13 protein-coding genes are annotated in these 12,467 nt (G+C 44.6%); all 13 read right to left on the bottom strand.

Annotated elements, in window-relative coordinates:
* Positions 1 to 87: 87 nt before the first annotated feature.
* The 13 genes from BUB77_RS11005 to nifH all read right to left on the bottom strand — a co-directional run bounded on the left by BUB77_RS11005 (position 88) and on the right by nifH (position 11,805).
* Positions 88 to 612, bottom strand: a complete 525-nt coding sequence (locus BUB77_RS11005) for an adenine phosphoribosyltransferase (RefSeq protein WP_073275730.1) — start codon at positions 610 to 612, stop codon at positions 88 to 90.
* Positions 613 to 1,164: 552 nt separating this feature from the next.
* Complete coding sequence (gene nifB / locus BUB77_RS10995; RefSeq protein WP_073275726.1) at positions 1,165 to 2,037, bottom strand: nitrogenase cofactor biosynthesis protein NifB; 873 nt, start codon at positions 2,035 to 2,037, stop codon at positions 1,165 to 1,167.
* A 45-nt stretch (positions 2,038 to 2,082) separates the two neighbouring features.
* Positions 2,083 to 2,694 carry a Fe-only nitrogenase accessory AnfO family protein gene (locus BUB77_RS10990; protein ID WP_073275724.1) on the bottom strand — a complete coding sequence of 204 codons (612 nt, stop codon included), beginning with the start codon at positions 2,692 to 2,694 and terminating at the stop codon, positions 2,083 to 2,085.
* Positions 2,695 to 2,834: 140 nt separating this feature from the next.
* The gene (locus tag BUB77_RS10985; protein ID WP_073275722.1) at positions 2,835 to 3,791 is read right to left on the bottom strand and encodes a membrane-binding protein; all 957 of its coding nucleotides are present in this window, start codon (positions 3,789 to 3,791) and stop codon (positions 2,835 to 2,837) included.
* 87 nt (positions 3,792 to 3,878) lie between these two features.
* Positions 3,879 to 4,403 carry a pyridoxamine 5'-phosphate oxidase family protein gene (locus BUB77_RS10980; RefSeq protein ID WP_073275833.1) on the bottom strand — a complete coding sequence of 175 codons (525 nt, stop codon included), beginning with the start codon at positions 4,401 to 4,403 and terminating at the stop codon, positions 3,879 to 3,881.
* A 214-nt stretch (positions 4,404 to 4,617) separates the two neighbouring features.
* Positions 4,618 to 5,331, bottom strand: coding sequence for a type 1 glutamine amidotransferase (locus tag BUB77_RS10975; RefSeq protein WP_073275720.1), 714 nt, complete (start codon positions 5,329 to 5,331; stop codon positions 4,618 to 4,620).
* A 106-nt stretch (positions 5,332 to 5,437) separates the two neighbouring features.
* A complete protein-coding gene (locus BUB77_RS10970; RefSeq protein ID WP_073275718.1) occupies positions 5,438 to 6,697 on the bottom strand; it encodes a NifB/NifX family molybdenum-iron cluster-binding protein in 1,260 nt (419 codons plus the stop codon).
* A 49-nt stretch (positions 6,698 to 6,746) separates the two neighbouring features.
* On the bottom strand, positions 6,747 to 8,135 hold the full coding sequence (gene anfK, locus BUB77_RS10965) for a Fe-only nitrogenase subunit beta (protein ID WP_073275716.1): 1,389 nt from the start codon (positions 8,133 to 8,135) through the stop codon (positions 6,747 to 6,749).
* 75 nt (positions 8,136 to 8,210) lie between these two features.
* Positions 8,211 to 8,564: a Fe-only nitrogenase subunit delta gene (gene anfG, locus BUB77_RS10960; protein ID WP_073275714.1), complete on the bottom strand. Its 354-nt coding sequence runs from the start codon at positions 8,562 to 8,564 to the stop codon at positions 8,211 to 8,213.
* Positions 8,565 to 8,578: 14 nt separating this feature from the next.
* Positions 8,579 to 10,156 (bottom strand): nitrogenase iron-iron protein, alpha chain, encoded by a 1,578-nt coding sequence (gene anfD, locus BUB77_RS10955; protein ID WP_073275712.1) that lies wholly within the window; start codon positions 10,154 to 10,156, stop codon positions 8,579 to 8,581.
* 21 nt (positions 10,157 to 10,177) lie between these two features.
* The gene (locus tag BUB77_RS10950) at positions 10,178 to 10,549 is read right to left on the bottom strand and encodes a P-II family nitrogen regulator (RefSeq protein ID WP_073275710.1); all 372 of its coding nucleotides are present in this window, start codon (positions 10,547 to 10,549) and stop codon (positions 10,178 to 10,180) included.
* An 8-nt stretch (positions 10,550 to 10,557) separates the two neighbouring features.
* Positions 10,558 to 10,875: a P-II family nitrogen regulator gene (locus BUB77_RS10945; protein ID WP_073275708.1), complete on the bottom strand. Its 318-nt coding sequence runs from the start codon at positions 10,873 to 10,875 to the stop codon at positions 10,558 to 10,560.
* Positions 10,876 to 10,980: 105 nt separating this feature from the next.
* On the bottom strand, positions 10,981 to 11,805 hold the full coding sequence (gene nifH, locus BUB77_RS10940) for a nitrogenase iron protein (RefSeq protein ID WP_073275707.1): 825 nt from the start codon (positions 11,803 to 11,805) through the stop codon (positions 10,981 to 10,983).
* Positions 11,806 to 12,467 lie beyond the last annotated feature (662 nt).

The following is a 12,467-nucleotide window of genomic DNA, read 5'->3' as shown; positions in this document are numbered from 1 at the left end:
TAGTCTTCACGGTTTCTACCAAAAGATTCAACTATTTACAACAAGTCCTTTATTGTCAAGCCGTTGGTTTCCGGCTAACAGTACCTTTTATTTGCCTTCATATTTAATAACAGCATCTATATCATATCCCTTTAACTTGTCACGTCCATGAAGTCCTTCGAGTTCCATCAGGAATATAATTTTAACTACAATACCACCCATGCCTTCGATTAATTTAGTTATTGCTTCAATGGTTCCGCCGGTAGCAATCAAATCATCTATGATGGCAACCTTCTGGCCCGGCTTAATGGCATCCTTATGCATTTCAATGGTTGCTGTGCCGTATTCCAGCGCATATTCCATTTCAACGGTCTCGCAGGGAAGCTTACCCTTCTTACGTACAGGTACAAATGCTTTGTTCAGGTTGTAGGCAATGGGCACACCGAATATAAAGCCTCTGGATTCCGGTCCCACTATGACGTCAATGTCTTTTCCCTCTAATAATGCCTGCATCTGGTCAATAGACATTTTTAAACCTTCTTTATCCTGCAAAACACTGGTTACATCCCTGAATATAATTCCTTTCTCCGGAAAATCAGGTATACTCCTGACATAATCTTCTAACTTCTTCATGGTATCTGCCTCTTTCTTATTATATTATAAATTGTTAAATAGGTGATATTTTATCTGCCGGTAAGTACCATTTCCCGATACTTAACATGAAGTGTCAAAAATTTTGATTCCTGTCCGGTATTTTGACACCTGAGTCGAAATATTCTTAAAAACCCAACTTATATTATATCATTTTAACAAGTTCATTTCAAATAAAATCGATAGCCAACAACATATGAATCCAGTTAATGGAAAGGCACGAGGACAGGTACTGCCTTGCAGGGCTGGGAAATTGGTTGGGAGTTCGCTCTTCGAGAACCTTTATTCCACTAAAGCTGCAAAAAACGCAGCTGACAGTCAAAACAGCGCAAAACTCACTACGCTCAAACAATTGCGCTGTTTTTCCTAGCTGTGTTTCTTGCAGCTTAAGTGTCATAAAGAACCTCTCAAGGCAAACTCCCAACCAATTTCCCAGCCCTGCAAGGCAGTACCTGTCCTCTGGGTATCTATAATTTTTATTTTAACCATGATAACCATCTCTATTAAAATTAGGACGTACAATATAGAAAGCTGTTACAGGCATCCCACCGCATCGGCTCTGCACTGCCTGCAATGATGCATCTGAAGGATGGTCTGCCCGCACTCCTTCCGGAGCCTTGCAATCTCTTCCAGAGACGTTAGGGGAAGGTTCTCAAAGCCGCTGCCCCTTACCGGTATAAAGGGCATGATGTTCACGATGTAACAGCCCAGGGCCTTTACTTTTTCGGCTATCTCTGGGATATGCCTGTCATTGATACCCTTCAGTGCTACAATATTGACCTTACAGACAACACCGCCTTCAACTAATTTCTTAAGGCCTTCCAGTTGATTGGAAAGCAGGATTTCTCCTGCCTTCTCCCCAATGTATTCCACCCCTTCGTATCTGATATACCTGTAGATCTTTGCTGATATCGCCGGGTCCACCGAATTTAAGGTCACGGTCACATGGCTCACTCCAAGGGCTGTTATTTCCCCGGCATAGCGGGGAAGCATCAAGCCATTGGTGGACAGGCAGAAGGTAATATCCTTATCATATTGCCGGATAAGCTGTAAGGTGCTCTTCGTTTTCTCAAAGTCACACAGGGCATCTCCCGGCCCTGCAATGCCCACTACCGACAGGTTTGGCTGTTCTTCTTTCACCTGCCGGTATCTTTCCAGTGCTTCCTTGGGAGTAAGGATTTTGGTCGTGACGCCCGGCCGACTTTCATTGACACAATCGAATTTTCTTACGCAGTAATTGCATTGGATATTACATCCCGGTGCAACAGGAAGGTGTATTCTGGCATTTTCATGATTACATCCGTTATAGCATGGGTGTGATTTTGTCTTTTCCTCTGCTTTGATATCAGGAAAAATAAACTCCGGTAACGGAGCTGCCGCAATACCGGCTGCTTGTTCAGTCCTCATATAATTTACCTCCTTGCTGCGCAAGCTTTGCGCTTTCTGGTCCTGTTATTTTGCCTTTGACGGATATACCTTTACTTTCATACAGTCCTTGTATGTTTCGACGGAATATCTTAATTTTAATTCCGTCTGCTCATTTTCCAGCCATTTGGGAACATGGTCGCAGATAATTTCCAGGAGGCTGTACTGCTTGTTTTTTAAAAAGGGCAGCAATATCTGCTTGGAATTATAGGAAGTATGCCCCTTCATCACCTCACGCAAATCGGTGTGATAAATACCGGGTCTTAACTCAAATACCGCATTATGCTCCAGGGGTACTTCTTTCGCCGTCCGCTGGTGCTTAAGACATTCCCTGAGGTCCTCCAGAAAGATTTCCGGAACCCCCGGGATTTCCAGCATGGATACCTGCTTTTCTTCAAAAGCGATATAGTGGATTCCCCGTATGCGTTCTACGACTATTACCTTGCAGTCCTTCAGCCAATCACAGATTTCCCTGATTGCTGCATGCAGTGCCATGGAGTCCACTATCTTTTCCGTCCGAAATTCCATATATCTGATAATCGTCCATTCACACTGAATCCTGGAATACACCCGGATAATTCCGTCCCTGTCGAATCCGGATGTATTTCCGCACGAATTGACCAGTACAGCTATTTCCATAATTCCCCTCCATGCTCACTTTTTTCAATCTGGTTCCATCCTTTATCCTTTATCCTTTTCCCTTTATCCTTTATTTATCCTTTATTCTTTATCCTTTCCCCCCCTAGTCAGCCAGTCTATCAGCCTGCCTGAAATTCTAATTACATGCAGGAGGCACCGCAGCCGGAGCAATCACTTCCGGGGCTGCATTTTTTCTCTTTATAGCTTCCGTCATATAGGAAAAGGAATTTGGAATCATCGATGGGAAAGGTGAGCTTTTCTACGGCATTGTCAATGGTTACCTGATTTTCCTGAAAGGAGATAACCACCGGTACTTTCACCATATCTCCCGTCATCATATCCAGCCTTAGCTGCTGGTATATGACATTTCTCCCGGCAGCCGATATTTTATTGACCACAATATCACTGTTCGTACTTAAGGACTTCAGGCTTCCGTCCGGGTAAAACTTTACGGAATTAAAATCCGCATCCATTCCCATGGCATTCTGGTCAAAGGCAATGATTGTGCCTATACTGGTTTCAACAGAAACCGGCACTGCCGGTTCAAAAGATTCAACAGCCCCGTTTTCATACAGGCGAAAGCCAATCCGGACTGGATAGGCTCCTGCGGGGGTCTTTATTTCAATTCTTTTTCCCGGCCACAGAATCAGGCTTTTGGGATTTCCGTTCTGATAGAATCGGAGCCCTATTATCTTTGTGGTAAACCCGGCAAAGGGGAAGCGAAATTCCACCTCCTCCAAAAGCTGCTCTTCATCCTTTTCCGACCATCCGAAGCCAATCTGCCCGTTTAAGGGAAACACGCTGTCTATTGCTCCATTCTCATAAAAGGTGATTAATTCCGCAGGGATTAGTCCAAGGGGAGTTAAAACCTCCGCCCGTTCATCCAGAGCTATACTTTTGACCTTCCCGCTTTCATAAAAGGATATTGCCTTGTTCTCCCTGCTTCTCTCATCGGGTTTATGAAATCTCGGAATAAACCGGTGCTGCCCTATGCAGATTTCATTGTATTCCTCCAAGATGCAATCCTTTATCTTTCCCGAAAGATATGTTGTATAGCTTGTTATCCCTTTCATATTGTATTTTTCCTCAATAACCATAGCATCAGCCTCCTTTTGCCGAAAAGCCTGACCTTTCCCTCACAGGGTTCAGGCATCTTTACAGACTGCTTTCATAAATTTCGCTCCCTACCCGTTAAACAGCTCCTCTGCCGCTGCTGCATTTTCCTTGGCTGTTCTTTCCACGGGTGTTATCTTATAGACGGCAACAGCCTTTTTGTCATGAGCCGAACGGTAATTTTCCACCAGCGAGGAGGATATTCTGCTCTTATAAAAGCCAGGCATAAATTTCTCCACAATGGCCTGCAGGACCTCCGCACATTCCTTGAAATCCTCCACCTTTTCCGCCTTTCCAAAGAGCATAACACTCATGTAGGAGGTGTCGGCATGACAGGGAACCTGATCCTTTACCGTTCCGAACTCTTCATATACCGTAAAGCTTACATTACTATTATTAAGCAGGAGCTCCGTCTTCCTGCCAGAGCTTAAGCCATGGAAATAGATGGCTCCGTTTTTCCATATATAATTCACCGGAACACAGTACGGATAGGCTGCTCCTGCTATTCCAAGCACACCGGTTCTGGTTTTTGTCAGAAATTCTTCTATTTTGCTTTCCTCTGTGCAGATTCTCTGCTGATATCTGATCTGTTCCATATTACCCCCATGCATAAAGCAAGCCTGCTTGCAATACTGGTTAACTAAAAAGATTGAACATGTGACGTATTTTTTTATCCGGCTCCAATTGTATCCCCATACATTTGGCAAATTCCTTGGGAAACTGCTAAAGCAGCAGTGAATACTGCTTTTCGGATTATCACTCCAATTCTCATACATGCTTTAAGCCTGCTTCCAGTGCTGTTATTACTTCCTAAATCAATTCTTCATCATAACGGGCTGCCAGTTTTGATAAAAATAATGTCATCCACTTATTATCCTGCTCCATATAATCTGTACCGGCCAGAATTTCTTCCGCCCCCTGCACATATTGGGAGGGTTGCATTTCATCCCGGCAGTTTTCTATCAATTCCGTTATTATTTCCTTGGTATTTTCCAAATGGAATTGAAAGCCGAATACCCTTTTCCCATAAGCAAACGCCTGGTTTTTACAGGCTTCATTGGATGCTAAGAGCACTGCTTCCTCCGGCAGATCGGTAAAGGTGTCGCCGTGCCATTCAAAGACCACCGGATTTTTCGGTAAATGGGAAAAAAGCGCAAGAGCCAGGGCCTCTTCCGTGAAGGTTACAGGAAACCAGCCGATTTCCTTCCATTTATTTTGTACTACCCTTCCGCCTATCACGTCCGCAATCAATTGTCCTCCCAGGCATAAACCGATAACCACCTTCTTGCTGTCAATGGCTGCCCGGATAAATTCCTTTTCTCCGGCAAGCCAGGGATATTTCTCTTCCTCATAGATATTCATGGGCCCGCCCATAACCACAAGCCAGTCAAACTCTGCTGCATCAGGCAAAACCGGATTCTCATACAGCCTGGTACAGATTACCGGATAACTGTTATTTTGGGCCCAGGCAAGAATCGTACCGGGATTTTCAAAGGGTACATGCTGTAAATAATGTATTCTCATAGAAAGCTCCATTCCTCTAATATCTTAAAGATAAATTGGTATTAATACTTAAAAAATGCATCCCATTTTTTAATCAATCCCCATTTCATTTTTTTACTCCTGAACACTATACATCAACGGACAGCCCGGAATACAACCGGTTTACTGCTTCTCTTATTCCGTCTTCTATTAAATTATAGGTCGTATACACGTCGATGTTTTTCTCTTTCAGCGCCTCGGAGGGACAGATGCCTATTCTCATGCAAATAACACAGTTACAATCTTCAATTGCCTTGATGAGCTTATAGATTCTTCCATCCTCCTTGTCTTCCAGGCTTCCGTGGCAGTACTGTTCAATGGGCCTGCCTTCCAGGAAGGTAATAACACCATCCTCAAAATCATAGATATAAAATTTAGCGGCATGCCCAAAATGCTGGTCCGTCAGGGTTCCGTTCCTGGAGCAGACAGCAAAGCGGTAATGGACGGAATCCGGTCTTCTGTCTTCCTCCCTGTTTCCCGCAGGCTCATCAAAATCCAGAGACAGCCTGGTATTGAGGGTTTCTACTGTGTCGGCATTACAGGGCTTGCAGTAATAGGACTGGGGCAGTATAGTTTCACATTCCCGCCTGAGACCGTTCAGTTCATCCCCGCTGTAGGCTTCCAGTCCGTTGTAATCCTGCTTTCTCCCTGCCGGTTGCAAAAGAATATTGGTCAGTTTGCAGCCGCAGTCCCTGGCCATGCCAACAAGGTCGGGGATTTCATGATCATTTCTCCCTTTTATGGCTGCGATATTCATCCGTACCGATATGCCCATGGAGGCCAGATAAGTAATGCCTGAAATTTGATTCTGCAGCAGGATATTGGAGCCTTCCTCCCCATAATACCTCCGTCCCAGATAGGTAATATAATTATAAAACTTCGCTCCTGTCTCGGGACTCACGGTATTAACCGTTACCGTAATAAAATTAACTCCGAGAGAAATCAGGTGGCTGGCATAGATAGGAAGCAGCAGGCCGTTAGTGGACAGGCACAAAAGCATTTCCGGATATGTCTGGCGGATTGCCTTCAAGGTCTCCTTTACCGTATCAAAGTCGGCTAAGGGCTCCCCCGGGCCGGATATGGCAGCTACCGTAAGGTTCGGAATGGTTCTTTTTGCCTCATAGAGCCGCTCCATTGCCTCATTGGGAGTCAGCACTCTGTTACAGGAAGCTTTCTGGCTGTCACCGCAGCAATGGCCCCGGAAGGAATCCTCTGAATAATCTATATTGCACTCGGAAACCATTGGCAGGTGGATAACAGCACTGTGAAAGTCATAGTTATTAAAGCAGGGATGCCTGCTTTCATGCTTACTGTTATTATTTGAATTGTATGCCTTCCGGTTATCCAAAGCTTCACCACCTTAACATAATGACAAGTCAGTCAGCAGGTAACGCACATTACCACACATTCAGAACAGGTTCCCTGTTATGCTTATATTCCATATCGGCAAACCAGGCATTTGCTATTTCCTCTGCCAGAAGCATAGCGCCCCTGTAACCTACGATGGGGTGGCGGTATTTGCCCGCTCTGTCGTACACCGGGAAGCCCACCCGTACCATGGGAATATTGTAATCGATGGATATGAATCTTCCTTTGGAGTGTCCCATAATCAAATCCAGTTCAAGGCCCTCGTTTTTAATCCGGTTCTCCAGCTCCCACAAATCCGCATTCATAATGATTTCCATTTTATAATCCAGCTTCTCTTCAAATTCCTTGATTCTGGGATCATTTTTATATTTGGAATTATCATCCCCTAACAGGAGCAGCACCGGCTTCATCTCCATATCCAGACAGAACTGGGCCAGGCTGATGACAAGGTCGGGACTTCCATAAATGGCGACCTTTTTATCCGCCAGGAACATATGGGTCACATCCGTAATGGCATCAAGGGCAATCCCTCTTTCCACTACCAGGGACTCCGGAATCGGCTTTCCGGTAATGTCACTGACTTTCTTTAGAAAAGTGTCGGTATTACGAATACCGATGGGTGTGGGGCCTATAACGGCAGGGACTTCGAATTCATTCTCCAGATATTCTGCTGCCTTGCCCCCCTCATAGCGGTTAAGGGCAAAGGTCGCCCTGGCATTGGCCGTATCTGCAAGCTCTTCTATGGTTGTTTCACCATGGGATACATGATTTCCGCCCGGCATTAAGGGTGAATCAAAGGATTCAATTTCAAATAATACATTGGCTTCAACCTCCATTACCGCTAACAGGTGCTTCAATTCTGTTACATCTCCGGGGTTTACCCAGCCTGTAATCAGGTTAATCTTTTCGGAAGGTGTGGTTTTCTTAGCAAAATACTCCACAAATTCCTTCACTGCAATATCATAGCCCGTTATCATGCTGCCTACAAAGCTGGGAGAATGGATGGGTATTAAGTGAACCTCGCGCCCTGCAAATTTATCCTTTAGCAGGGTACTATTCAGCTTTCTTACAACACCGTCAATATCATCACCGATAACCTCCGTGGAGCAGGTGGAGATAATGGGAACCACCTTAACCTGGGGATATCTCATAAGCAGAACATCAACCGCTTCTTCCACACGGTTTAAGGCGCCGAATACTGCACCGTCTTCATGAAGGGAAGAGGAAGCCAGTTCAAAGCTCTCTTTAAAGTGCTGGGAAAACAACAGCCGGACAAACATGACACAGCCCTGTCCGCCGTGGACAATTCCGATACAGTCCTTGATACCGATACTGGCAAACTGAACGCCCGCCGGCTGGCATGTAAATATCGGATTGATTATTCCTGCACGCTCTTTGTTTTTCACGTCACAGTTCATAACACACCTCGCTTCTGCGCTGCTTTTAGTGCCTCCCAAGTTTGTGGTTGCAGCGCCGACACAAACTTGCCTCAGCTAATAAAGGGGGTCGGTCAGTTCCTTGTTCAGGGAGCCGGTAATCAGGAGAAAATCCAGACGTTCCTTTAACCCTTGCATCACTTCCTTTAAATTAGCCTTGTCAAGCTCTGATACCCAAGGAAAGAGCCTTTTATAGCTTTCAGCCAGATAAGCTGCATCCGCATAATAGCAACGTTCTTCCGGGGTATCCTTGCTTACAGGCTCACCGCACAACAGCTGCATTGTCTTTTGAATAATATTTTCATTCTGCCTTTCCCGGTCCCATGCACGGGAATGGAACTGCCACAGACATTTCTTCATAATAAAGTCAAGTAATACTTCTACCCTTTCCTTCAATAACGCTTCCTCCATCACAATTCACCTCCCTACATTGCCGTAACTTCCTGCACTGCTTCACTTTTTCTCGGGAATTCCGGGTACACTCTTTCCTTTATACGCTTTAAGGCATCATAATTCCCTGTATACTCACGAAGAACAGTGGAATTTTTCACTTCTTCGTTTAAGTTCACATCGGAGAGCAGGCGCTGGGTCATAAAGCCTTTATCAGTGGGGATTTCATCCTTACTGATATCCAGAAAAGCTAATTCATGGATGGGAGAATAGATGCCGTTATAGACATCCCTTGCAAATCTCACCCAGCCTTCAAAGCCCTTCCAGGGTCCGTTATGATAGGCATGGGCATTGAGGTAGGGAACACGTATCTTCTTGGCCACTTCGCCCGGCCTCTTGCCGGTGAATATGATATCCGGCTGAAGCTCCTCCATTGCCTCAAGCCCCTCCAGCTCATTGGGGTCATCGATGGCAAGGGCACCTTCCTCACATCTTGAGATTCCCTTTTCCATATCTCCCTGATGGCCGAATTTGGTATATACGGATACCACCTCAAGGCCCATTTCTTCGTGGATACAGTTTGCCCAGTGCCAGAGCTTGGAGCCTCCGGGCCATAAGCAGACTTTCTTGCCTTTTAATCTCTCCTTATACCATTCCAGCTCCGGTTTCCACCTCTCCACCTCTTCCTTTATAATCGCCTCCGCCCTGTCCTCAATGCCAAAGAACATGGCAATCTTGCGCAGGGAGGAGGAAAGAGGTTCAAAGCCAAAACCGTCGATATCCAGGCGGGGAATGCCGTACCGTACCCTTAATTCATTGCAGATATACTCTGCTGACCTGGCACATTCCAGGACATTCAGCTGAGCCCTGTGCATGCCCCTGAGTCCGTCGTAGCTTCCATTGCCGGTGAAGGTGGACAGTACCTGGATACCCATTCTCTTAAAGAAATCCTGCATGACCTCCTGGTCTCCCTGAATGTTGTATTCACCGACATAATTGATAACATAATCACTGGTAATCTCCGGCTCAAAGGTACCCACCTTCTGGTTAATCCAGGCAATGTTTATCTTATGGTGCCCTCCGGACTGGCTGGGACCGCCGAAGCCGGGAGAGTTGCAGACAAAGATATCCACCTCCGGCATTTCTTCCATTACTTCTGCCGCTATGGCATTGATATCATCCCCAATCAGTGCCGAAGCACAGGTCTGGTAAACGGTCATTCTTTTAATATTAGGAAATGCCTTAAAGGCCTCGATGATATTCTTTTTCAGAATCTTCTCCGCGCCGAATACGATGTGAGATTCCTTCATATCCGTTGCAAAGGTGTATTTTAACTGGAAGTTATCGTTGTCACTGAGATACCTTTTCGTCTGCCAGGTGTCGTAGGTACAGCCCACCGGCCCATGGCTGATATGAATCACATCCTTCATAGGTGTGCCGATAACATGCTTTGCTCCGCAGTATGCACAGCCTCTTTCTGAAATGGTTCCGGGGATTGTATTTAAATATCCAAGAGGAAGTGCATCTGCCAGGGTCTCACCATGCCCTTTGACAACGGCATGCTTTTCTCTTTCCGGTATACACTCACTGCATTTAAACAAATGATACGGCATATTATACCTCCTTACATAGTGCTAGTTGATTGCATCCTCACCCTGCTCATCGGTTCTGATACGAAGAGCATCCTCAACGGGACAGACAAAGATTTTACCGTCGCCGATCTGCCCTGTCTGGTTTATCTTAATAATAGTATCAATTACGGCGACCGCATTTTCATCGCTTACCACAAGGCAGAGATAGCGCTTGGGGATATATTTCATGCCCACGCCCTTGTTCTGTTCCAGAATCCCTTTGCGGTATTCGATATTTACTTCACCGTCTATGCCTTTTTGTTTTCCCCTGCCAAGTACCGGAATGGCGGTCATACTGGTTATGCCAAGCTGCACTAAGGCTTCCTTTGTTGCATTTACTTTCTTTGGCCGGATTATTGTTATAATTTCCTTCATACCCTCACCTACAATCCTGTCTCTCCGGTTCTTACCGTCATGACCTTATCGACCGGAGTAATAAATACCTTGCCGTCACCGAAATTCCCCGTGTAAGCTTTGTATTTGATAATTTTCAGCACTTCCTTTACCGCTTCATCCTCCACCACAAGCATTAGGATTGTTTTCGGCAATTCATCATAGTGGACGGAGCCTATGACGATACCGTTTTGTTTTCCCCTTCCGAAAGCATTAATCTTCGTCATGGAGTTAAAGCCTGCTTCAGCCAGTGCATCGGCAATGGTATCTGCCATTTCGGGCCGTACAATTGCTTTTAACATTTTCATATGAAATGCTCCTTTCCCATAAATCCGCGCAGTTCCCAGGCATATTTCAAGCCTGCCAGTGATTCTGCTTTAATAGAAACTTGAATAATGTAGCATTTTTTCAAATTAATCTGAGATTCCGTACTTCACTACCATTTTTTCCAGTTCATCCATGGTGAGGGGCTGGGGTATTACAAAATTCTTATTCTCGATGATTTTACGGGCCAGTTCACCGTATTCCTTTGCCTGATTTTCATCGGAATTATACTCGACAACAGTCTTCTTATTGAACTCTGCCTTCTGCACAATGTTATCTCTTGGCACAAAATGTATCATCTGAGTTCCGATGGAGGCTGTAAATTCCTCCAGGAATTCTCTTTCCCGGTCCACCTTGCGGCTGTTGCAGATAATGCCCCCAAGACGTACACCGCTTTGCTTTGCATATTTTAAAAGTCCCTTGCAGATATTATTTGCCGCATAGATTGCCATCATTTCTCCGGAAGCAACAATGTAAACTTCCTGGGCTTTACCGTCTCTGATGGGCATTGCAAAACCGCCGCATACAACGTCGCCTAAAACGTCATAGAAAACGAAGTCCAAATCATCGGTATAGGCACCGTTGGATTCCATCAGGTCAATGGCTGTGATAACACCTCTGCCTGCACAGCCGACGCCGGGCTCGGGACCGCCGGACTCTACGCAGCGGATGTCATGGTAACCGTTCTTTATAACCTTTTCGTTGGTTACCTTTTCAGCACCCTCCTCACGTAACACATCCATGAGAGTTTCCTGGGGTTTACCGCCTAAGATAAGACGTGTGGAATCCGCCTTGGGGTCACATCCGTGAATAAAAATTTTCTGGTCATAAAAATGAGCCATTGCAGCAGCCGTATTCTGCTGTGTTGTGGACTTACCGATTCCGCCTTTTCCATAAAACGCTATTTTTCTCATTGTTGTTTCCTCCTTTAGATAATTTTTGTTTATAATAAAAAAGAGGCATTATATTCATGAAAATGAATATAATAACCTCTTTGTTATTCCAACTGCATATTACCCATATTACCTGTGACAAATCCAATTGCATTTCTTAACGTTTGTCTCAGTTATCCTTTGGCTCTATCCCTGTTTGATTCCGGAGCTTTATGTTTTTCACTGATTTTATCTGAAAATTAAGTATAGTGTTACTATATTATCCGACGAACTTATCGTCAATGTAAATATATCCTAAAATATTTTCTGCAATTGACTATTGTTATATAGAACTTTTACATAGCGTTTTTATTTTGTCACATCTAGTTATATTTGTCACAAAGGAAGAGATAGATTAAGGGGAAATAGGACGTGGAGGCTGCTTAGTGTTTTTTCAAAATTCCTATAAATAAAAACCATGCAGATAAAGGGATTCACTGAACTGCTTCCCGTCAAGTAGATGTTAAAAAATAATAATTTTAATATTACTTATCTACCTAGAAGAGAGCATATCATTTATCCCAAATACATGCATGGTTTTTAATTTAATCAGGGGAGTATTATTTGCAGCAGCCCCTTCTATCGAAAGCTCAGATATTTAACAGCACTAAGCTGTGATTTCATGTTTTGTTTCTATATACTTG

This window comes from Anaerocolumna jejuensis DSM 15929 (assembly GCF_900142215.1).
GTDB classification, from domain to species: domain Bacteria; phylum Bacillota; class Clostridia; order Lachnospirales; family Lachnospiraceae; genus Anaerocolumna; species Anaerocolumna jejuensis.
This window is presented reverse-complemented; position numbering and strand designations above follow the sequence as displayed.

Coding starts and splice junctions, on each gene's coding strand:
- BUB77_RS10950 (WP_073275710.1), bottom strand. CDS start 10,549: ATGAAGGAAATTATAACAATAATCCGGCCAAAGAAAGTAAATGCAACA.
- anfG (WP_073275714.1), bottom strand. CDS start 8,564: ATGGAGGAAGCGTTATTGAAGGAAAGGGTAGAAGTATTACTTGACTTT.
- BUB77_RS10985 (WP_073275722.1), bottom strand. CDS start 3,791: ATGGTTATTGAGGAAAAATACAATATGAAAGGGATAACAAGCTATACA.
- BUB77_RS10990 (WP_073275724.1), bottom strand. CDS start 2,694: ATGGAAATAGCTGTACTGGTCAATTCGTGCGGAAATACATCCGGATTC.
- BUB77_RS10975 (WP_073275720.1), bottom strand. CDS start 5,331: ATGAGAATACATTATTTACAGCATGTACCCTTTGAAAATCCCGGTACG.
- BUB77_RS10945 (WP_073275708.1), bottom strand. CDS start 10,875: ATGAAAATGTTAAAAGCAATTGTACGGCCCGAAATGGCAGATACCATT.
- nifB (WP_073275726.1), bottom strand. CDS start 2,037: ATGAGGACTGAACAAGCAGCCGGTATTGCGGCAGCTCCGTTACCGGAG.
- anfK (WP_073275716.1), bottom strand. CDS start 8,135: ATGAACTGTGACGTGAAAAACAAAGAGCGTGCAGGAATAATCAATCCG.
- BUB77_RS10980 (WP_073275833.1), bottom strand. CDS start 4,403: ATGGAACAGATCAGATATCAGCAGAGAATCTGCACAGAGGAAAGCAAA.
- anfD (WP_073275712.1), bottom strand. CDS start 10,156: ATGCCGTATCATTTGTTTAAATGCAGTGAGTGTATACCGGAAAGAGAA.
- nifH (WP_073275707.1), bottom strand. CDS start 11,805: ATGAGAAAAATAGCGTTTTATGGAAAAGGCGGAATCGGTAAGTCCACA.
- BUB77_RS11005 (WP_073275730.1), bottom strand. CDS start 612: ATGAAGAAGTTAGAAGATTATGTCAGGAGTATACCTGATTTTCCGGAG.